16 protein-coding genes are annotated in these 20,566 nt (G+C 71.7%); 6 read left to right on the forward strand and 10 right to left on the reverse strand.

Annotated features, from left to right (window positions below):
- The first annotated feature begins 360 nt into the window (after positions 1 to 360).
- Positions 361 to 1,038, forward strand: a complete 678-nt coding sequence (locus ALI22I_RS25295; RefSeq protein ID WP_077008039.1) for a response regulator transcription factor — start codon at positions 361 to 363, stop codon at positions 1,036 to 1,038.
- A complete protein-coding gene (locus tag ALI22I_RS25300; RefSeq protein WP_083751996.1) occupies positions 1,035 to 2,453 on the forward strand; it encodes a sensor histidine kinase in 1,419 nt (472 codons plus the stop codon). Before ALI22I_RS25295 ends, ALI22I_RS25300 begins: the two co-directional genes overlap by 4 nt.
- 76 nt (positions 2,454 to 2,529) lie before the next feature.
- Here the strand turns inward: ALI22I_RS25300 and ALI22I_RS25305 are convergent, their stop codons facing one another.
- Together ALI22I_RS25305 and ALI22I_RS25310 are read right to left on the reverse strand one after the other, a co-directional pair.
- Positions 2,530 to 3,597: a potassium channel family protein gene (locus ALI22I_RS25305; RefSeq protein WP_077008040.1), complete on the reverse strand. Its 1,068-nt coding sequence runs from the start codon at positions 3,595 to 3,597 to the stop codon at positions 2,530 to 2,532.
- Positions 3,594 to 5,015, reverse strand: a complete 1,422-nt coding sequence (locus ALI22I_RS25310) for a M20/M25/M40 family metallo-hydrolase (RefSeq protein WP_179118358.1) — start codon at positions 5,013 to 5,015, stop codon at positions 3,594 to 3,596. Before ALI22I_RS25310 ends, ALI22I_RS25305 begins: the two co-directional genes overlap by 4 nt.
- 58 nt (positions 5,016 to 5,073) lie before the next feature.
- On the opposite strand from ALI22I_RS25310, the gene ALI22I_RS25315 reads away from it, so the two are divergent.
- Positions 5,074 to 5,454 (forward strand): DoxX family protein, encoded by a 381-nt coding sequence (locus ALI22I_RS25315; RefSeq protein ID WP_077008042.1) that lies wholly within the window; start codon positions 5,074 to 5,076, stop codon positions 5,452 to 5,454.
- A gap of 79 nt (positions 5,455 to 5,533) precedes the next feature.
- Positions 5,534 to 6,070 carry a hypothetical protein gene (locus ALI22I_RS25320; protein WP_077008043.1) on the forward strand — a complete coding sequence of 179 codons (537 nt, stop codon included), beginning with the start codon at positions 5,534 to 5,536 and terminating at the stop codon, positions 6,068 to 6,070.
- 18 nt (positions 6,071 to 6,088) lie between these two features.
- On the opposite strand, the gene ALI22I_RS25325 is transcribed toward ALI22I_RS25320, so the two are convergent.
- Complete coding sequence (locus ALI22I_RS25325; protein WP_077008044.1) at positions 6,089 to 9,682, reverse strand: ATP-dependent helicase; 3,594 nt, start codon at positions 9,680 to 9,682, stop codon at positions 6,089 to 6,091.
- Between the two features lie 70 nt (positions 9,683 to 9,752).
- Positions 9,753 to 12,911: an ATP-dependent helicase gene (locus ALI22I_RS25330; RefSeq protein ID WP_077008045.1), complete on the reverse strand. Its 3,159-nt coding sequence runs from the start codon at positions 12,909 to 12,911 to the stop codon at positions 9,753 to 9,755.
- A 174-nt stretch (positions 12,912 to 13,085) separates the two neighbouring features.
- On the opposite strand from ALI22I_RS25330, the gene ALI22I_RS25335 reads away from it, so the two are divergent.
- On the forward strand, positions 13,086 to 14,039 hold the full coding sequence (locus ALI22I_RS25335; protein WP_143532428.1) for a chitinase: 954 nt from the start codon (positions 13,086 to 13,088) through the stop codon (positions 14,037 to 14,039).
- Between the two features lie 17 nt (positions 14,040 to 14,056).
- Positions 14,057 to 14,383 (forward strand): MGMT family protein, encoded by a 327-nt coding sequence (locus ALI22I_RS25340; protein WP_077008046.1) that lies wholly within the window; start codon positions 14,057 to 14,059, stop codon positions 14,381 to 14,383.
- On the opposite strand, the gene ALI22I_RS25345 is transcribed toward ALI22I_RS25340, so the two are convergent.
- The 6 genes from ALI22I_RS25345 to nirB form a co-directional block, all read right to left on the reverse strand.
- Positions 14,346 to 14,747 carry a tetratricopeptide repeat protein gene (locus ALI22I_RS25345; RefSeq protein WP_077008047.1) on the reverse strand — a complete coding sequence of 134 codons (402 nt, stop codon included), beginning with the start codon at positions 14,745 to 14,747 and terminating at the stop codon, positions 14,346 to 14,348. The two genes, ALI22I_RS25340 and ALI22I_RS25345, sit on opposite strands and share 38 nt — an antisense overlap.
- Complete coding sequence (locus ALI22I_RS25350) at positions 14,744 to 15,703, reverse strand: pirin family protein (RefSeq protein WP_077008048.1); 960 nt, start codon at positions 15,701 to 15,703, stop codon at positions 14,744 to 14,746. The genes ALI22I_RS25345 and ALI22I_RS25350 overlap by 4 nt, the downstream gene beginning before the upstream one ends.
- A 240-nt stretch (positions 15,704 to 15,943) precedes the next feature.
- A complete protein-coding gene (locus ALI22I_RS25355; RefSeq protein WP_077008049.1) occupies positions 15,944 to 16,609 on the reverse strand; it encodes a sirohydrochlorin chelatase in 666 nt (221 codons plus the stop codon).
- Positions 16,606 to 17,721: a uroporphyrinogen-III synthase gene (locus ALI22I_RS25360; protein ID WP_077008050.1), complete on the reverse strand. Its 1,116-nt coding sequence runs from the start codon at positions 17,719 to 17,721 to the stop codon at positions 16,606 to 16,608. The genes ALI22I_RS25355 and ALI22I_RS25360 overlap by 4 nt, the downstream gene beginning before the upstream one ends.
- A complete protein-coding gene (gene nirD, locus ALI22I_RS25365; RefSeq protein WP_077008051.1) occupies positions 17,718 to 18,038 on the reverse strand; it encodes a nitrite reductase small subunit NirD in 321 nt (106 codons plus the stop codon). The genes ALI22I_RS25360 and nirD overlap by 4 nt, the downstream gene beginning before the upstream one ends.
- A complete protein-coding gene (nirB, locus tag ALI22I_RS25370) occupies positions 18,035 to 20,527 on the reverse strand; it encodes a nitrite reductase large subunit NirB (protein WP_077008052.1) in 2,493 nt (830 codons plus the stop codon). Before nirB ends, nirD begins: the two co-directional genes overlap by 4 nt.
- Positions 20,528 to 20,566: the final 39 nt, after the last annotated feature.

Genomic DNA, 20,566 nt, shown 5'->3' on the forward strand with positions numbered 1-20,566 from the left:
GAGCGCGGTGCCGTTCTCGACCCCGCGCGACGGACGCACCGGACCGGCGTGATGTCGGCCCACAACCAGGCAGGCCCAGCGCACACCCACCACCCAGGTCCGCGCACGAGCCGCCAGACCACCACCCGCATCGCCCGACCTTCGACGCGCCGTCCGCCCGCGGGGTGCCGAAGGGCCGCGATGCAACGTGCGGACCGCCGCAGCCTCGGGCACGTCGTCCACCAACGGTGTGCGGTGGGGTGTCAGCGGGTGTCAGCGGGTGCCGGCGGGCTGTGATGTGGGCGTTGGCGGGTGATGGGGATTGTTCAGGCTTGTCGCGGCCTCACCTCCGCGACGCGCGTCGGGACGCAGAATGAGGAGGTGTCGACTGCTGCCAGGGTGCTGGTGATCGAGGACGCGGAGGCGATTGGCGCCGCGGTGAGCTCCGCCCTGCGGGATGCGGGTTACCAGGTGCAGGTCCGACCGGACGGGCGTGATCTGGAAGGCGAGTTGGCCCGGTTCCGCCCGGATCTGGTGGTGCTCGACGTGATGCTGCCCGGTCGGGACGGCTTCACGCTCCTGGAGGTCATCCGGCGGACCAGCGGGGCCGGGGTGGTGATGTTGACCGCACGGGACGGGGTGTCCGATCGGCTGCGCGGGCTCGACCGGGGCGCGGACGACTACCTGGTGAAGCCGTTCGTGCTGGCGGAACTCATCGCCCGGGTGAGTGCGGTGTTGCGGCGGTTGGGGCGGACGCCGTCCACCGTGCAGATCGGCGACCTGGTGGTGGACGCCGACTCGGCGGTGGTCTTGCGGGGTGACGTGCCGATCGAGTTGACCGCCACCGAACTGCGCCTGCTGCGGTACCTGGCCGCGCAGCGGGGGCGGGTGGTGGGCAAGACCCAGATCCTCACCGCGGTGTGGGGGTACGAGGACTACGACCCGAATCTGGTGGAGGTGCACGTCAGCGCCCTGCGGCGGAAGTTGGAGGAGCACGGCCCGCGGCTTCTGCACACCGTGCGCGGCCTCGGTTACGTGCTCAGGGCGGACGAGACGTGAGCCTGCGCACCGTCTCGCTGCGCCGACGGATCGCGCTCTCCGCGATCGGTGTGCTCGGCGTGGTGCTGATCGGGGTCGTGTTGTTGGTGGACGCGCTGTTCGCGGCCCAGTCCAAGCGGGATGTGGACACCGCGTTGTTGGAGAAGTCCCGGGTCGCGCAGCAGCTGGTCAAGCAGCGGGTGCGCGGGGCGGATCTGGTGAACCGGCTGGAAGGCCGGGGTGTTGAGGTCCGGCTGGTCATGCCGGACGGGACGGTGTTCGGGAAAGCGCCGGGCGAGGAGGTGACGAACGAGGTCAGCCGGGAGTTGATCGACGGGTCGGAGATCACGGTCTACACCGAGTCGTCGGTGATCACGGCCGCGCAGGCGCGGTTGCGGCGGTTGTTGCTGCTGGTCGGATTGGGCGCGTTGGCGGTGACGGCCGGGGCGATGGTGTGGGTGGTCCGGCGGGCGTTGGCGCCGCTGGACACGATGACCACGCTGGCCCGGTCGATCGCGCGGGGCGACCGGGGGTACCGGCTCAACCCGTCGCGGGCGGACAACGAACTCGGTCGGATGGCGGCCGCGTTCGACGACATGGTCGATTCGCTGGAGGGATCGGAGGAGCGGACGAAGCGGTTCGTGGCCGACGCGGCGCACGAACTGCGGACGCCTATCGCGGGCGTGCAGGCGGTGGCGGAGGCTTTGATGCAGACCGCCGGCACCGAGGAGCGGGAGCGGTTGAACCTGCTGCTGGTGCGGGAGTCGCGGCGGGCCGGGCGGCTGGTGGACGACCTGCTGGCGTTGGCCCGGATCGAGGCTGGCCTGGAGCTGTACCGGGAGCGGGTGGACCTGCTGGCGTCGGCCGAGGCCGAGGTGGGGCGGACGCAGTTGCTCGCGCCCGACTTCGACATCGTGACCGAGGGCGAGTCGGCGTTCGTCTCCGGTGATCCGCAGCGGTTGGCGCAGGTACTGGCCAACCTGGCCGACAACGCTCGGCAGGCCACCGGGCCGTCGGGCCGGGTGCGGCTGCGGGTGTCGAAGGCCGGGAGTTTCGCGCTGCTGGTCGTGTCCGACAACGGGCCGGGCGTCGTGCCGGAGGACCGGGAGCGGATCTTCGACCGGCTGGTGCGGTTGGACGAGGCGCGGGACCAGGGCACCGGCGGGTCGGGCCTCGGGCTGCCGATCGCCCGTGGCGTGGTGCGGGCACACGGTGGGGAGTTGACCTGCATCGACCCCGACGAGGCGCGACGCAGCCAAGACTCCGGCTACCTCGCCCCGCGCGGCGCGCGGCCCAGTGCCACGACCGTGGACGCGCCGGAGGACGGCAGTCGGAGTGCGGAGATGCCGGTCCCGGCGGGTACGGGTACGGGTACGGGTACGGGTGTGAAGGTGTCCGGGGCCGCGTTCGAGGTGCGGATCCCGCTGGCGGATTGAGCACGCGCCGCCGACGGGTTCGGTGGCAAAGGGGGTGCGGTGCCGATGGGAGGAGGGGTGCCGAGGGGATTGCGGGTCAGGCTTCCTTCGGCGGCGTGACCTTCTTGACGTAGAGGAGGCGGTCGCCCGCTTCCACGGCGTCGGCCTCCGGAGCGTCCACTCGGTACAGGGTTCCGTCGCGCACTACGCCGAGCACGATGTCCGGCAGGTGGCGGGGTGAGCCGCCGATCTCGGACGGTTCCACGTCGCGTTCGGCGATGGACAGGCCTGCGTCTGGAGTCAGCAGGTCCTCCACCATGTCGACCACGGACGGGGTGGCGGTGGCCATGCCCAGCAGGCGGCCGGCCGTCTCGCTGGAGACGACCACCGAGTCGGCGCCGGACTGGCGCAGCAGGTGCTCGTTCTCGCGTTCCCGGACCGACGCGACGATCTGGGCCTTGGGCGCCAGTTCGCGTGCGGTGAGGGTTACCAGGACTGCGGTGTCGTCGCGGTTCGCCGCTACGACCACGGCCCGTGCACGAGAAACGCCCGCTACACGGAGGACGTCGTTACTCGTCCCGGAGCCGTGCACGGTGACCAGGCCGATGGCCGACGCCGCGTCCAGGGACTCCTGGGCGGTGTCGACCACGACGATCGAGCCCGGCTCCGCACCGTCGCCCATCAGGGCGCTGACAGCGGACCGGCCTTTGGTGCCGTACCCGATGACGACCACGTGGTCCCGCACCTTGGTCCTCCATTTTTGGATGCGCAGCGCTTGCCGCGAACGCTCGGTGAGCACTTCGAGGGTCGTACCGACCAGGACGATGAGGAACAACACCCGCAAGGGGGTGATCACCAGAACGTTGACCAACCGGGCCGAGGCGCTGGCCGGGGCGATGTCACCGTATCCGGTGGTCGACAGCGACACGGTGGCGTAGTACACGGCGTCCAGGAAGGACAGCCCGTCGCCGTTGATATCGCGATAACCGTCACGGTCGAGGTAGACGATCAGGACGGCGGCGAACAACGCGGCGAGCGCGCCGATGACCCGTTTCAGGATCGCGCGGACCGGGCTCTGCACCACGTCCGGCATCCTGACCACACCGACGAGCGAGTGCCCCGGCAGGTCGGCCAGTGCCTCACCGTGGCCGAAGCGGTGCATCATGACAACCTCTCCGGGAGTAGCCGCCACAGCCGTGCGGCGGCCTCGGCGCCGCGGAGCAGCAGTGGCACGACGACGCGCTCGTTGGGCGCGTGGATGCGATCATCCGGCAACGTCGCGCCGAGGTACACCACCGGCACACCGAGCCAACCGTGCAGCAGGGCCGCGGGACCGGAGCCACCCGTCCGGCTGAACCGCACGGGCTCGTCGAACACGGCCTGCACCGCGTCCCGGACCGCGCCCACCGCCGGGTGGAACACGTCCACCGCATAGGGCGGCGCGCCGTCACCGCGTGCGATCACCTCGGCGTGCAACCCGGCCGGCGTGTGCTTGGCGACGAACTCGCGCAGCGCGTCGGCGACACGTTCGGGCCGCTGGTCGGGCACGAGCCGGAACGACAGCTTCACCGACGCCTGCGCGGGCACGATCGTCTTCAGGCCGGGCCCGGTGTAGCCGCCGTGGATGCCGTTGACCTCGGCGGTCGGCCGCACCCACACGCGTTCCAGTGTGGACCAGCCGGGTTCGCCGGACAGCCCCTGCGCGCCGCCGGCGTTCGCGAGCCACACCGCCTCGTCGAACGGCAACGCGGCGTAGTCGGCGCGTTCGGCCTCGGTGGGTTCGGTCACGTCGGCGTAGAAATCGCGCAGCTGCACGCGGCCGTCGGCGTCGTGGAGCGCGGCCACGAGCCGGGCGATGGCAGTCGCCGGGTTGGGGATGCTGCCGCCCGCCCGGCCGGAGTGCACGTCGGACGTGCCGCCGGTGAACACCACGTCGGCGCCGAACACGCCGCGCTGACCGGTGCAGATCGTCGGCGCGTCACGCGCGTACAGCGGTGTGTCGGTGAACACCACCAAGTCGCACGCGAGGGCGGCGCGGTGCTCGTCGAGGAGTCGGGTCAGGTGCGGCGAACCGGACTCCTCCTCCCCTTCGATGAACAGCTTGAGCGTCACCGCGGGCTGTGCCGCGCCGGTCGCCGCGAGGTGTGCCTTGACGCCGAGCAGGTGCATCGCGACCTGCCCTTTGTCGTCGCTCGCACCCCGCGCGAACAGCTCCTCGCCGACCAACGTCGCCTCGAACGGCGGGTGCTGCCACTGCTCGACCGGGTCGACCGGCTGCACGTCGTGGTGGCCGTAGACCAGCACGGTCGGCGCGTCGGGGTCGGCGGCGGGCCAGTGGGCGTACACGGCGGGCAGCGCGGGCCCCTCGTCCCAGACCCGGACGTCGGGCCACCCGTCGCGGCGCAGCGTCTCGGCGAGCCAACGGGCGGAGGCGCCCACGTCACCGTGGTGCGCCGGGTCGGCGCCGATCGACGGAATGGCCAGCCACTCGCGCAGACCGACCAGGAAGTCGTCGGCGAGTGCGGCCACGGCCACCCGCTCGGGATGTTCGGGATGTTCGGGATTTTCGGAATCACCGCTCACGATGCGGGAGGATAACCCTGGGGACGCCGTGCGGCGGCCGACATGACAGGGTGATCCCATGGAACCCACTCGTTCCCGTTCCTGGTCGGCGCTCGCGCTGGCCGGGCTGCTCGGCGTCGCCGGAGTCACACACTTCGCGAAGCCGAAGCCGTACGACGCGATCGTGCCACGCGCGCTGCCGGGCAAGCCTCGGACCTGGACTTACCTGTCCGGGGCCGCCGAGGTGGCGTTGGCCGCGGCGGTCGTCGTGCCGCGCACGCGCAGCCTCGGCGGGAAACTGGCGGCCGGGTTCTTCGCGGCGGTGTTCCCGGCCAATGTGAAGATGGCCTACGACTACCGCACGAAGTCGCCGAAGGTGAAGGCCATCGCCTACGGCAGGTTGCCGCTCCAGGTGCCGCTCATCCTGTGGGCCTTGCGCGTGGGACGCTCAACTCCCTGATCACTCTCGGCACTGGGTCGGACACCCAGCGCGCCTGAGGGGCTGTCATTGAAACCGCAACAAGTCCTAGGATGCCCGAGTGCAACCGCTCCTCCACCATGCCGCGTCGGCGCTGGGTTGGCGCGGCATCGTCGTTCCCGACGTCGCCGTGCTGGGCCACCAGGTGTCGGCTGTCGTGCGGGTTCGTGCCGACGTGCACGAGTGGCGCAGCGCGAACGGCTGGCCGCCACAGGCGGACCCGTCCTGGTTCCGCTCGTGGTTCGAGCCGGCCGCACACGACCAGCTGCCGGTGCCCGCGGTCGAGCTGGTCGGCGTCCTGGTGGGTGAGTCCACGGTGGACCGGGCGTTGCAGTCGTGCGGGACGTTGATGACGCTGGCGCCGTGCTCGGTGGTGCTGCCCGCGCCGCAGGGCTCGCAGTCGTGGCCGCTGATCGAACTGGACTACTACGGCATCGGCGTGGTCGCGGTGGACTCGGCGGGCGCGGCCGAGCTGATGGTGCCGCCGGAGGACCGGTCGACCGAGTTCGGCCCGTCGCTGTTCGGGCGTTGGCTGCTGGAAGTGCTCTACGACCGGGTGTTGAAGGAAGTCCCGGCGCACGCCCGGGTGAACACCTGAGCCGCTGTTTCAGGGCGGCTAGTTCGGGATCGAGCGGATCAGCTCGCGCAGACCGTCCGCGTCCAGCAGGTCCGCCGGGCGCAGCGTGTGGTCTTGGCGGACGTAGTGGAACGCCGCCCGCACCTTCTCCACCGGCGTCCCGGTCAGGGCCGCCCACGCCAACCGGTACGCCGCGAGTTGCACCGACAGCGCGGGCAGGCGGTCCTCGTCCGGCACGGCGCCGGTCTTCCAGTCGACCACGGTCCAGCCGCCGTCGTCGTCGGCGAACACGGCGTCCATCCGGCCGCGCACGGACAGGCCGTCGATCTCCGCTTCGAACGGCACCTCGACGTCGTGCGGGACGCGATCGGCCCACCGGCTGGCCAGGAACGCCTCCTGGAGCCGGCTGAAGTCGACGTCCGGTGCCGCACCTTCGTCGGCCGCTCCGGGGAGTTCGTCCAGGTCGAACAGGCGGCTCGCGCCGAACCGCTGTTCCAGCCAGGTGTGGAACGCGGTGCCACGACGGGCCAGCGGGTTGGGCGGGAACGGCAGGGGGCGGCGCAGGCGGCGGGCGAGGAGGTCCGGGTCGGCGGCCAGTTCGACCAGTTGGCTGACCGAGAGGTGGTCGGGCAGCACGACGCGTTCACGGCGGTCGGCCGCGGCGGCGCGTTCGGCCAGCAGGACGTCCACGTCCCGTGCCCAGCCCTCGGGGTCGTCCTCGGGGCCGTCCGGGAACTCGACGGGATCGGGCTCGACAGGATCGGGCTCGACGGCGGCGTGAACGGTGTGCGAGGGGTCCGTGAATGTAGAACTCAGGGGTCCTGAAGATTCGACTCTCGGGACCTGAGTGCTCGACTCTCGGTCGTCTTGGGGGTCGGGTGGGGGCTCGAAGTCCGAGGGTTCCGGTGGCTCCAACAGGTCCAGCGCGTCCAGGGAGTCCAGGGAGGCGGGTGGGTAGGACGAGTCCAGTGGGTCTGGCGGTAGGTCGTCGTCGGGTGGTTCGGGTGGCAGGTGCGGCAGGTCGTGGTCGGTGATGTGGGGGTCTGCGGGCGGTTGGGCCAGGTGGCGTTCCAGGGCGGTCAGGACCAGCTCAGCGCCCTCGGCCACGGCGGCGCGGCGCTTGCCGAGCGGGTCGGTGGGCCACTGGGCCGTCTTCGTCTGCGACGCGAGGGGGTTGGGGTCGTCCTCGGCCGGACTGGGCGCCCAGTGCGCGATGTCGGCCGGCGGGTGGTCGGCGGCCAGCACCGACTCGCGGATCTCGGTGAGGAACGCCGACGGCCCCTTGGGCTTGTCGCCCGTCTCGCCCCACCAGTGCCCGGACACCAGCAGGCTGTGCTCGGACCTGGTCAGCGCGACGTACAGCAGCCGGCGTTCTTCCACCAGCCGGCGGGCGTCGAAGTCTTCCTCGTGCCGGATCAGCGCCTCCTCCACCTCCTTGCGGTTGGCGTCGGGGGCGATGCGGAGCTTCGGCAGGTCCTCGGCGTCACCACGCAGGTCGGCGGGCAGTTCGGCCACGGCGCGCAGCCAGCTGGACGACTTCTTCCGCCCTGGGAACACGTCCTTCACCACGTGCGGCACGGCGACGATGTGCCACTCCAGGCCCTTCGCCGAGTGCATGGTCAGCACCTGCACCCGGTTCTCGGCCACCTCCACCTCACCGGGTTCGAGGCCGTCCTCGGCCTGTTCGGCGGTGTAGAGGTAGTCGAGCAGGGCGGGCAGGGTGGCCGACGGGCTGGCCGCGGCGAAGTCGTTGACCACGTCGGCGAACGCGTCCAGGTGCGCGCGACCGACGCCACCCGGCCGGGCCATCGCCTCGATGTCCAGCAGCAGGGTGCGTTCGACGTCGGCGACGAGTTCGGGCAACGGCTGGACCAGGCGTCGGCGCAACGCCGACAGCTCGGCGCCCAGCCGGCGAATCCGGCGGTACCCCTCGGCGGAGTACGCGGTCGGGTCGCCCGGATCGTCCAGCGCGTCCGCGAGACCGGCCTGTTCGGCGTGTTCACCCGGTAGGGCGTCGGCGAGCACGGCCAGCGGGTCGTCCGCCACGGCTTGACGGCTGGGCGCGCCGGCCAGGTCACGCGCCCGCGTCCACAACGCCGCCAGGTCGTAGGCGGCGATGCGCCAACGGGAGCCGGTGAGGAGGCGGGCGGCGGCCGTGCCGGCCAGAGGATCGACCAGGACGCGCAAAGCGCTGGTCAGGTCGCGCACTTCCGGCTCGTCGAGCAGACCGCCGAGCCCGACGACCTCCACCGGCAGGCCGCGTTCGCGCAACGCCGCCGCGATGTTCGCCATGTCCGAACGGCGGCGCACCAGCACCGCCGCGGTCGGCGGCTCGTCGCTGGTGTCGAGGTGGTCCTCCCACTGCGCGGCGACGGTGTCGGCCAGCCAGTCCAGTTCCTCGCGCACGTCGTTGAACAGCGCCACCCGCACGTCACCCGGTCCGGCGCCGTCACGGGCACGCAGTTCCTCGACGTCCAGGCCCATGGCGCGCAGCGGCCCGGACACCGCGTTGGCCAGGGCCAGCACCTCGGGCGGGTTGCGGAAGCTGGTGAGCAGGCCGTACTTCTTCGCCGGCGGGAAGTCGTGCACGAACCTCGGCAGGTTCGCCGCCGACGCGCCGCGCCAGCCGTAGATCGCCTGCGCCGGGTCGCCGACCGACGTCACGGGCATCGGCTCGCCCCGCCCGAACAGGGAACGCAGCAGCACGCGTTGCGCGTGGCCGGTGTCCTGGTACTCGTCGAGCAGCACCGCGCCGTAGCGCTCACGTTCGCCGCGCACGACCTCCGGGTGCTCGGACGCCAACCGGGCGGCCAGGGACATCTGGTCGGCGAAGTCCATCGCCGCTTCCCGCCGCTTGCGCGCCTGGTAGGCCTCCAGCAGCGGCAGGAGGTTCACCCGCAGGCGTTGGGCGTTGATCACGGCCTGCAACGACTGCGGCAGGCCGTCACCCTGCCGTTTGGTCTTCGGCGCGGACTCGATGATCGTGCACAGCCACGCGGCGTGCTTGCGCAGCGCGGTCGGCTCGACCAGGTGCTCCCCCAGCTCGCCGGCCAGTGCGAGCAGGTAGCCGGTGACGGTGGCGGGCACCTTGTCGGTGTCGATGTCCTCCGCCCACGTCGACACCACGCGGTGCGCGAGTTGCCACGCCGCGGTCTCGGTGAGCAGCCGCACGCCCGGCTCCACGGGCAGCCGCAGGCCGTGTTCGCCGACGAGCCTGCCCGCGTACGCGTGGTAGGTGAGGATCACCGGTTCGGTGGTCAGCACCGCGGCCCGCCGTTCGCCGCTCGGGTCGAGCCGGTCCAGCAGCGGCGACCCGCCCAACCGGCGCAGCCGGGCGCGCACCCGGTCGGACAGCTGGCGCGCGGCCTTGCGGGTGAACGTCAGGCCGAGGACCCGGTCGGGCGTGACGAAGCCGTTGGCCACCAGGTACACCACGCGGGCGGCCATCGTCTCGGTCTTGCCTGCCCCGGCACCCGCGACGACGAGCGCGGGCGCGGTGGGCGCGGCGACGACCGCGGCCTGCTCGGGGGTGGGTTTGGGCAGGCCGAGTGCTTCGGCCACCTCGAACGGGCTGGCGAGCGCCACCGACTCACCCGCACGTTCCACCCCGCCCGGCACGACCACATCCCGCATTCTCCGTTGTCGGGCCGAGCCACCTTCGGCGACCCGCAGGCCGCCACCGTAATCCCTGGTCAGACCTCCCCTATTGACTCACCTGCCGGCCGGACGAGTGCACCGGGCAGGTGGTGCGGGCCGGGCAGCGATCACAGTCCGCGTTCTCCGCCGCCCGGTACTCCGGCCCGACGCTGGACCCGGCCGCCAGCTGCACGGCCTCCAGCCACACCCGGACGCCCTGCTCGTCCAGCGGTACTTGCTCCCGCTCGACGGCACCGGTCTTCCTGTCCTCCTTGGCCACGTAGAGCAGCCGCGCGCCGCCCGGGTCGGTGCCGAGGCCCAGGTGCGTGAAGCCGCCCAACGCCGTCGCCAGCTGGTAGACCGCGAGCTGCGGGTGCTCCTGCGCCTTGTCCTTGGACACCGGGTTCTTGCCGGTCTTCACGTCCACCACGACCGGCCGCCCGTCCCGGTCGGTCTCCAGCCGGTCGACCCGGCCGCGCACCCGCAGGAACGGCCCGCCGTCCTGTTTGGGCACTTCGACCGAGATCTCCTCCTCGACCGCGACCTGGGTGAGCTGGGAGCGGCTGGACGCCAGCCACGCCAGGAACGTGTCCAGCATCCGTTCCACCCGGATCCGCTCGCGCCGGGAGAACCACGGCGCGCCCGCGTCCACCGCGGCCCACGCCTCGTCCAGCTTGACCCGCAGCTCCTTCTCGTCCGCGCCGGTCGCGGCGGCCTGCGCCAACGCGTGCACGAGGGTGCCGGTGATGGAGGCCAGCTCGGCCGGGTCCTGCCCGCCGTGCCGCTCCACGACCCACCGCAGCGGGCACTTCGCCAGGATCTCCACTGTGGACGGTGACACGCTCACCGTGTGCTCTTCTGTCCACAGAGGACTGTCCGTGGTCACGTCCGCCAAGCCGTACCACGAATCGGGGTGCGCGCCCGGCACGCCCTCGGCCGCCAAGCGGGCCAACTGCGCCGCCGCACGGTCACGGCGCTCGGGCGGCTCGTCGTCCGAACACACCACCCGCCGCAGCTCGCCGACCAGCTCGGCCAGCACCAGGCCGCGCTCCGGGGTGAACGTCGGCCGTTCCGGCTCGTCGGTGGACAGCTCCTCGATCTCGTCCAGGAACCGGGACGGCTGTTCGTCCTCCCCGCGCACCGCGCTGACCAGCAACGACTGCCGCGCCCGGCTCGCCGCGACCAGCAGCAGCCGCCGTTCCTCGGCCAGGATCGGCGCGACCGCGGACACCGTCTCGGTGGACATGCCCGCCACCACGTCGACCATCCGCTCGACGCCCAGCAGCGACCCGCGCAGCCGCAGGTCGGGCCAACTGCCCTCCTGCACGCCCGGCACCGCCACGACCGTCCACTCGCGACCGGCGGCGGCGTGCGCGGTCAGCACCGACACCGCCTCGCCGACCGGCGCGGACGCCGCCAGCGTGTCACCCACGATCTGCTGCGCGGCCAGGTAGTCGGCGAAACCCTCGGCCCCGGAGCCGGGCAACCGGTCCACGTACTTCGCCGCCGCCTCGAACAGCGCCACGATCGCGTCGAGATCCCGGTCCGCCTGCATGCCGACCGTGCCGTGCCGCGCGGACTGCGCCACCCACCGCAACTCCAGGCCGGTGGTCTGCCACAGCTCCCACAGCACCTGCTCGACCGTCAGCCCGTCCGCGATCCCCTTGCGCGCCTTGCGCAACAGCCCGCCGATCCGCCGCGCCGGCTGCGCCTCGGCATCCTCCAGCGCGGCCAACGTGTCGGCCGACTCGATCACCTCGACCAGCAGTTCGCCGCTGGGCCGGTCACGGCCGGCGGCCAGCTCCAGCCGGCGCAGACCGCGCCGCAACCGCCGCAGCGCCAACGGGTCGGCGCCGCCCAGCGGTGACGACAGCAGCATCGCCGCGGTGTCCTCGTCCAGGGTGCCCGGCACGGCCGCGCACCGCAGCAACGCCAGGAACGGCATCACGGCGGGCTGCCGCGCCAACGGCAGTTCGTCACGCGGCACGGCCACCGGCACGCCCGCCGCCAGCAGCGCCCGTTGCAACACCGGCAACGATCTCGTCGCCGACCGCGCCACCACGGCCATCTGCGACCACGGCACCTCGTCGATCAGGTGCGCCCGGCGCAGCTGGTCCGCCACCCAACCCGCCTCCTGCGCGGCGGACGCGAACAACTTCACCTGCACGTTCCCGGTGCCGTCCACCGACGACACCTCACGGGTCGGCGACGCGCCCGGCAGCCGTCCGGCGAGCCGTCCCACCGCGGCCCGGATCTCCGGTGCCATCCGATACCCCTGGCGCAGCACCACCGACGGCCCGTCCGCCTCGGCCAACAGCGTCGGATCGGCGCCCCGGAACGAGAACACCGCCTGATCAGGATCACCGGTCAGGACGAATTCCTGCGCGGCCTCACCCAGCACGCGGATGAACTCGAACTGCAACGGGTCGAGGTGCTGGGCGTCGTCCACGAGCAGGTGCCGCACCCGCCGCTGTTCGCCCGCCAGCACGTCCGGCTCGGTCTCGAACGCCAGCAACGCGCTGCCGACCAGCTCCGCCGCGTCGAACGACGGCGCGTGCCCCTGACCGCTGCTGGCCAGCAGGTTCACCTGCTCGTACTGGGTGGCGAACAGCCCGGCCGCCAGCCACTCCTCGCGGGAGTGCTTGCGGCCCAGCTCCACCAGGTCCTCGGGCGCGAGACCGCGTTCGGTGGCGCGCAGCATCAGGTCGCGCAGCTCGTTCGCGAACGCGGGCAGCGTCAACGCGGGCCGCAGCCGTTCCGGCCACTTCGGCGCACCCATGCTCACGTCGCCCGCCAGCAGTTCGCGCACCACCGCGTCCTGCTCCGGCCCGGACAGCAGCCGGGGCGCGGGCTCGCCGGCCAGCACCGCCTGCGCCCGCAGCACCGCGAACGCGTACGAGTGCACCGTTCTGACCAGCGGTTCCTGCGTGGTCGGCAGCACGCCGTCGACCCTCACGCCGGTCAGCAGACGGGTGATGTGCGCCCGCATCGCCTCCGCCGCACGCCGGTTCGGGACGAGCACCAGCACGTTCTCCGGATGCACGCCGCCGCGCAGCACCCGGTCCGCCACCACCTCGGCCAGCAGCGTCGTCTTGCCCGTACCGGGACCGCCGAGCACCCGCAACGGCCCGCCGGCGTGCTCGAACACGGCGCGCGCGGGCGCGTCCCAGTCACGCCGGGGCTCCTCCTGCCGCACCCGGCGCACCAACAACGGCGCCCTGTTCACTGCCACGCGGGAGATAGAACCACGCCCCACCGACAGTGTTGGATTGCCGCTCCTCCGGAGACGGCGGGCGACCTCGCGGGGTGGGCCCGGTTCGTACGGGTTCTTGACAAAGTGAAGTGGTCTAGGCCATTTTGGGACGCGCCGCCGCCGGTTCCCTGCCACCCTGGAGGACCGATGAAATCCCTGCGGCGAATCCTGATCCCGCTGGTCGCGGCGGCTACAACCCTCACAATCGCACCCCACGCTCAGGCCGCGCCCGACCCGGTGCTCGCCTCCCCGTACCTCTACCAGTGGGGTGCCAAGCCCAACCCGGTGACCGTGATGAACCAGACCGGGGTCAAGTCGTTCACCCTCGCGTTCGTGCTGTCGGACGGCGGCTGCAACCCGGCGTGGGACGGCAGCCGGTCGTTGACCGGGAGCGACGCGACACTGATCCGCAACATCCGCGCGGCGGGCGGTGACGTGATCCCCTCGTTCGGCGGCTGGTCGGGGCGCAAGCTCGGCCAGTACTGCTCCTCGGCGAGCGCGCTGGCGGGCGCCTACCAGAAGGTGATCAACGCCTACCAGCTCAAGGCGATCGACATCGACATCGAGGCCGCGGAGTTCGAGAACGGGACCGTGCAGGACCGGGTGCTCGGGGCGTTGAAGATCGTGGAGCAGAACAACCCCGGCATCCGGACGGTGATCACCATGCCGACGGACCGGTCCGGCCCGAACTCGTGGGGACGGCGGCTCATCACCCGATCGAAGGAACTTTCCGTGCCGATCGACGTGTGGTCGGTCATGCCGTTCAACTGGGGCGGGCCCAGCGACGTGGTGGCGGGCACGAAGACGTCGGTGGACGGGTTGAAGAACCACGTCAAGGCCACGTTCGGGCTCGGTGACGACGCGGCGTACCGGCGCAGCGGCCTGTCCTCGATGAACGGCATCACCGACACGGGTGAAACGATCACCCCGGCGAACTTCCGGGCGATCCGGGACTGGGCGGCGGCCAAGAACCTGTCCCGGTTCACGTTCTGGGCGAGCAACCGCGACAAGGGGGGCTGCGGCGGGTCCAGCAGCGATTGCAGCGGCACCAACCAGGGCACTTACGAGTTCACCCGGATCGTGGCCGGTTACACCGGCTGACGTGGAAAACTGGGTGGGTGGACGAACAGCTGCACGAATTGGTCCGCGAGGTCGTGCGCAAGATCCCTCGTGGGCGGGTCGCCACCTACGGTGACGTCGCCGACATCGCTCGCGCACCGTCGCCACGGCTGGTCGGGCAGGTCCTGAACCAGGACGGGCACGACCTGCCGTGGCACCGGGTGCTGCGCGCCAACGGCACGTGCGCGCCCCACATCGCCGACACGCAGCTGCAACTGCTGCGAGAGGAAGGTGTGGTGGCCGACGGCGGCAAGGTCGACCTGCGCACGTACCGCTGGGAGGACGCCGTTAAAGAGAAGGCGGAGGAGCCACCGGGTCTGTGGTGACCGCCGCGGTGACCCGCGTCTGAACGCGGGTCACCTCCGTCTCGATCTCGGGGTCACGGGTCAGCGCGGCGGCCAGGCGCAGTTGGGGCAGCGCCTCGGCGTGCCTGCTCTGCCGGCTGAGCGTGCGGCCGAGGAGCAGGCGCGTGTAGCCGTCCGACGGGTCGAGGTCGACCAGGGCGGTGAGCACGCCTTCGGCCTTGCCCAGCGCGGCGGACTGGAAGTGCGCCAACGCGAGTTCGGTCAGCACGGTCCGGTCCTGCGGTGCCTGCTCCGCCGCCTCGGCGAGGTAACGGGCGGCGCTGCTGGGGTCGCCGGCCGCGCGGAACTCGCGGCCCTTGCTCAGCAGCTCCTGGACGTCGGTCATTGCAGCTCCTCATCTGCCGAGGTGACGTGCGGGACCTGCGTCACGCCCAGTCGCCCGGCTTGGAAGTCCTCGATGGCTTGCAGGATCTCGGCGCGCGTGTTCATCACGAACGGCCCGTAGCGCGCGACGGGCTCGTTGAGCGGGAGTCCGCCCAGGATCAGGACGTCCCAGGTCGTGTCGGCCTGCATGGTGAGCGCTTGGCCCCGGTCGAACACGGCCAGGTGGCCTTCTTCGAGCGGGCGGTGCTCCGTGCCAACCGTGCCGCGGCCGGACAACACGTAGACCATCGCGTTGAAGTCCTCCGGCCAGGGCAGGGTCAGGCGGGCGTGCGGGCTGAGCGTGGCGTGCAGGTAGGTGATCGGGGTGTAGGTCATGCCCGGGCCGCGGTAGCCCGCCACGTCACCGGCGATGACGCGGACCAGCGCGCCGCCGTCGTCGCTGGACAGCAGCCTGGTGTCGCCCGCCGCGATGTCCTGGTAGCGGGGTGGCGCCCACTTGTCGGCCTTCGGCAGGTTGACCCACAGCTGCACGCCGTGCAGCAGACCGCCCTTGGCCACCAGGTCCTGCGACGGCAGTTCGGAGTGCAGGACGCCCGAGCCCGCCGTCATCCACTGCGTGCCGCCGTCGGTGATCAGCCCGCCGCCGCCGGCCGAGTCCTGGTGCTCGAACGCGCCGTCGATCAGGTAGGTGACGGTCTCGAAACCGCGGTGCGGGTGCCACGGCGCGCCCTTCGCCTCACCGGGGCCGTACTCGACGGCACCCATGTGGTCCAGGAGCAGGAACGGGTCCGCGAGGGCGAGGTCGACGCCCGGGAAGGGGCGGCGGACCTGGAAGCCTTCACCTTCGAGGAACCGACGCGCCTGCACGACCCGCTGCACCTTGCGCCACGCCGTGGTGGTTTCGGGCAGGTCGGGGAAGCGCGGGAGGGCGAGGGTGTCGGCGGTGACGGCGGGCATGACTGCCTCCTTCGGCGTGACCGCCAGGGTTCAGCGGTCTCGCTTCCGGCAACCTGGTTGAACCCTCAACTATTCCGTCACGGTCCTGCACGGTCTGAGCGTTGAACTCAGGGGTCCTGAACGTACGACTCACGCGTTCTGAACGTTGGACTCACGCGTTCTGAACGTTGGACACGCGCGTTCTGGGGGTTGGACACGCGCGTTCTCAAGGTTGGACACGCGGGGTGGGGAGGGTGGGGGTTAGGCGACGTCTTGGAAGCAGCGGGCTTCGTAGTAGCGGAGGAGGACGGCTTCGACTACGCGTAGGTGGGCGCCGATGGGGGCGGCTACTACGGCGGCGCCGGAGGCGGCTACGGCCTGGTGGAAGAGGCCGGGGGCGAGGAGCCAGGAGGCTACGGCCACGCGGCCGGAGGCCTGGGCTACGACGTCGGAGATGTGGGGTACGGCGGTGGCGGCGTAGCCGATGGTGACGGGGCCTACGCGGCGGGAGAGGGCGGTGGCGACGGCGCGGACGTCGGCCAGGGCGCGGGTGTCGGAGGAGCCGGCGGCGGCCAGGACGACCGAGTCGCCGGAACGCCAGCCGGCTTCGGTCAGGCGGGCCAGGAGGGCCGGGAGGAGGGCGGGGCCGATGGGGTCGGTGATGATGGCGTCCGGGTGGCCGGAGGCTTCGACCTGCGCGGGGATGTCGACGCGGACGTGGTAGCCGGCCGCGAGGAAGGCGGGGACTACTACGGCTGGGCCGGAGATCGTCTTCAGGACCGAGGTGACGTCGGGTTGGCGCACGTCGGCGTAGGCGACTCGCACGGGCACGCCGCCGAGGCGGGCGCGTACGAGCGCGGCGATTTCTTCGATCACGACCGCCCCAGCGGGGGCACGGGTGCCGTGAGCGACGAGAACCAGTGTCATACAGCCACTCCGGCGGGGTCCATGGCCAGGCGGTAGCCGCGCTTCACGACCGTCGCGACCATCCGGGGCTCGCCGAGAGCGGAACGGAGGCGGCCGATCGCGGTTTCCACGGCGTGCTCCTCGCCGCCGCTGGGCAGGGCCGCCAACAGGTCACGGCGGGACACCACCCGGCCGCGGGCGGCGGCCAGCACGCGCAGCACGGCCATCGGGGCGGGTGGGACGGGCCGCAGCTCGCCGTCCACCACGACGGCCTGGCCGCGCAGTTCGATGTCACGGGCGGCGATCCGGAGCCGCGTCGCCCGGGCGGGCAGTTCGAGGGTCAGCTCACGGGCCAGCGCGCCGATCCGGGCCCGCGCGGGCTGGACGACCGGAATCCCGGCCGCCACCAGCGGTCCGGCGGTGATCGAGCCGACGCCGACCACCAGCACGTCGTGCCGCAGCACCGAGATGAGCTCCGGCAGCTTGCCCATGGCACCCGCGACACGCAGCACGGAGGCCGCGGCGGGGGCGCTGGTGAACGTCATCGCGTCCACCTGGCCCGCCAGCACGGCCTCCAGCAAGCGCTCCAACGGCGCCGGGTCGGACGGGCCGGTCCACCGGTAGACGGGCACCGACACGACATCGGCACCCGCCGCACGCAGCGCCGACGTGAACTCCGGCAGCGGTTCCCCGTGCAGCTGCACGGCGATCCGCTGACCGGACACACCCGACCGCAGCAGGTGGTCCAGCAACTCCGCGTTGCTCTCCCCCTCCGGCGACCACGCCTCGACCAGTCCGGCGGCACGCACCGCGCCCCGGGCCTTCGGTCCGCGCGCCAGCACCTGCGCCCCGGACAGCCGGGACAGCAGCCGGGCGCCCAGACCCCAGCCCTCGGCGGCCTCGACCCAGCCGCGGAAGCCGATGCCGGTGGTCGCCACCACGACGTCCACCGGTTCCTCCACCACGGTCCGGGTCGCGGCCAGCAGCTCCGCGTCGTCGGGCAGCGGCACGATCCGGATGGCGGGACCGTGCAGCACGGCCGCGCCCTTGCGTTCCAACAAAGCGGACAGCTCGTCGGCCCGCCGGGCGGCGGTCACACCGACCGTGTACCCGGCCAGCGGGGCGGCGTTCACGGCGACCCGACCTGGATGACACCGTCGGTCACGACCACCGGGTGCACCGGCACCCCGGTCGAGGGGTCGTCCAGGCACTTGCCGGTGGTCAGCTCGAACGCCTGCTTGTAGACCGGCGACACGACCACGGGCACGCCGCCCCGGTCGCCGACTATCCCGCGCGACAGCACCGCCGCCCCGCTGAACGGATCGATGTTGCCCAACGCGTGCACCGTCCCCGCGGAGGTGAGGAACACCGCCACCTGGGACCCGTCGGGAAGCAGGGCGGCAACCCCGCGGTCGGGCTGGAGGGCGCTCAACTCGCACACAGGTGTCATCGGGAAACCTCCGGAACCCCTAGCAAAACCGGCACATTCTGGCCGCGCTCTTCGCGGAACGAGATCGTCGGGTCGGGCGTGCCGGGAGCGTTGACGAACGAGGTGAACCGGGCCAGCTTCTCCGGGTCCTCCAGCACGCCACGCCACTCGTCGGCGTAGTTGTCCACGTGCTTGGCCATCGCGGCCTCCAGGTCGGCGCAGATGCCGAGGCTGTCGTCCACGATGACCGAACGCAGGTGGTCCAACCCGCCCTCCATCGACTCGATCCAGGTCGAGGTGCGCTGCAACCGGTCCGCCGTGCGGATGTAGAACATCAGGAACCGGTCGATCAGCTTGATCAGCGTCTCGGTGTCCACATCGGACGCGATGAGTTCCGCGTGCCGGGGCGTGAAGCCGCCGTTGCCGCCGACGTAGAGGTTCCAACCGTTCTCGGTCGCGATGACCCCGAAGTCCTTGCCCCGCGCCTCGGCGCACTCGCGCGCGCAGCCGGACACGGCGGACTTGAGCTTGTGCGGCGACCGCAGGCCGCGGTAGCGCAGTTCCAGTTCGATGGCCAGCGACACCGAGTCCTGCACGCCGAACCGGCACCACGTGGTGCCGACGCACGACTTCACCGTGCGCAGCGCCTTGCCGTACGCGTGCCCGGATTCGAAGCCCGCGTCCACCAGCCGCGCCCAGATCTGCGGCAGCTGGTCCACGGTAGCGCCGAACAGGTCGATCCGCTGGCCGCCGGTGATCTTGGTGTAGAGGCCGAAGTCGCGGGCCACCTCGCCGATGACGATCAGCTTCTCCGGCGTGATCTCGCCGCCGGGGATGCGCGGCACGACCGAGTAGGTGCCGTTGCGCTGGATGTTGGCCAGGAAGTGGTCGTTGGTGTCCTGCAACGCGGCCTGCTCGCCGCCCAGGACGTGACCGTTGTCCAGCGAAGCCAGGATCGACGCGACGGCAGGCTTGCACAGGTCGCAGCCGCGGCCGCGGCCGTGCTTGCCGATCAGCTCGGAGAACGTGGTGACGCCGGTGGAGCGGGCGATCTCGAACAGGTCGGCGCGCGAGTGGTCGAAGTGCTCGCACAGCGCGCGGGACTGCTCGACGCCGCACTCGGACAGCAGCTTCTTCAGCATCGGCACGCACGAGCCGCAGCCGGTGCCCGCCTTGGTGCAGGCCTTGATGCCCGGCACGTCCACGGCTTCGCCGGAGTTGACCACGTCCACGATCTGCTGCTTGGTGACCGCGTGGCAGGAGCAGACCTGCGCGTCGTGCGGCAACGTCAGCTCGGGGCCGCCGCCCGCCGGGCCGATCAGCGCCACCGGGTCGCCCGGCACGGGCCGACCGACCAGCGGCCGCAGCAGCGGGTACTTGGACGCGTCGCCGACGAGGATGCCGCCGAGCAGCGTCTTGGCGTCGTCGGACACGACGACCTTGGCGTACGTGCCCGCCACGGCGTCGTTGACCACGACCTCCAGCGCGCCCTCTTCCTTGGCGTGCGCGTCACCGAAGGAGGCGACGTCGACGCCGAGGAGCTTGAGCTTGGTGGACATGTCGGCTCCGGGGAACTCCGCTTCACCGCCGAGCAGGCGGTCGGCCACCACTTCGGCCATGGAGTACCCCGGGGCGACGAGTCCGTACACCATGCCGTCCAGATTGGCGCATTCGCCGATGGCGTAGATGTTCTCGTCGGACGTGCGGCAGGCCTGGTCGACCACGATGCCGCCGCGCTCGCCGACCTTCAGGCCGAAGGAGCGGGCGAGCTCGTCACGCGGCCGGATGCCCGCGGAGAACACGACGACGTCCAAGTCCAGCTCGACACCGTTGGACAGCTTGGCGATGAGCCGGTCGCCGTCCTTCTCGATGGAGGACGCGGACGTGCCCGTGTGGATGGTCAGGTCGAGCTTCTCCACGAGCCGCTTGAGCAGCCCGGCGCCGCCCTCGTCGACCTGGAGCGGCATCAGGCGCGGTCCGAGTTCGACCACGTGCGGCGAGATGCCCATGCCGCGCAGCGCGTTCGCCGCCTCCAGCCCGAGCAGACCGCCGCCGAGCACCATGCCGGCGTGCCGGCCGCTGCTGTGCGCGGCCTCCACGGTGGCGCGGATGCCGTCCAGGTCCTCGATGGTCCGGTAGACGTGGCAGCCGGGCAGGTCACGGCCCGGCACCGGCGGTACGAACGGGATCGAGCCGGTGGCCAGGACCAGGGCGTCGTAGGGCTGCACCCGACCGGCGGTGGTGCGCACGACCTTGTCGTCCCGGTCGATGTGCACCACCTGGTCGTTCAGGTGCAGTTCCACGGCGTCGTCGTCGTGCGGCGCGAGGCTCAGCGAGTTCGCGTCCCAGTTGTCCACATAGGACGACAGCGCGACGCGGTCGTAGGCGGGGCGGGTCTCCTCGGCAACCACGCCGACCCGCCACTGGTCGGTGACGTCCTTCTCGCGGAGAGCCTCCACGAGCCGGTGTCCGACCATGCCGTGACCGACGATTACCAGCGTTCGCGTCATGGGACCAATCCCTTCTTCTGCCCGGTCAATGCTCACCGG

The organism is Saccharothrix sp. ALI-22-I, from assembly GCF_001984175.1.
Taxonomy (GTDB): domain Bacteria; phylum Actinomycetota; class Actinomycetes; order Mycobacteriales; family Pseudonocardiaceae; genus Actinosynnema.

What these genes read in the sequence shown, in the direction of transcription:
- ALI22I_RS25305 (WP_077008040.1), bottom strand. Translation starts at nt 3,597, where the DNA reads ATGATGCACCGCTTCGGCCACGGTGAGGCACTGGCCGACCTGCCGGGG.
- ALI22I_RS25315 (WP_077008042.1), top strand. Translation starts at nt 5,074, where the DNA reads ATGGAACCCACTCGTTCCCGTTCCTGGTCGGCGCTCGCGCTGGCCGGG.
- ALI22I_RS25325 (WP_077008044.1), bottom strand. Translation starts at nt 9,682, where the DNA reads ATGCGGGATGTGGTCGTGCCGGGCGGGGTGGAACGTGCGGGTGAGTCG.
- ALI22I_RS25335 (WP_143532428.1), top strand. Translation starts at nt 13,086, where the DNA reads ATGAAATCCCTGCGGCGAATCCTGATCCCGCTGGTCGCGGCGGCTACA.
- ALI22I_RS25345 (WP_077008047.1), bottom strand. Translation starts at nt 14,747, where the DNA reads ATGACCGACGTCCAGGAGCTGCTGAGCAAGGGCCGCGAGTTCCGCGCG.
- ALI22I_RS25350 (WP_077008048.1), bottom strand. Translation starts at nt 15,703, where the DNA reads ATGCCCGCCGTCACCGCCGACACCCTCGCCCTCCCGCGCTTCCCCGAC.
- ALI22I_RS25355 (WP_077008049.1), bottom strand. Translation starts at nt 16,609, where the DNA reads ATGACACTGGTTCTCGTCGCTCACGGCACCCGTGCCCCCGCTGGGGCG.
- nirD (WP_077008051.1), bottom strand. Translation starts at nt 18,038, where the DNA reads ATGACACCTGTGTGCGAGTTGAGCGCCCTCCAGCCCGACCGCGGGGTT.
- nirB (WP_077008052.1), bottom strand. Translation starts at nt 20,527, where the DNA reads ATGACGCGAACGCTGGTAATCGTCGGTCACGGCATGGTCGGACACCGG.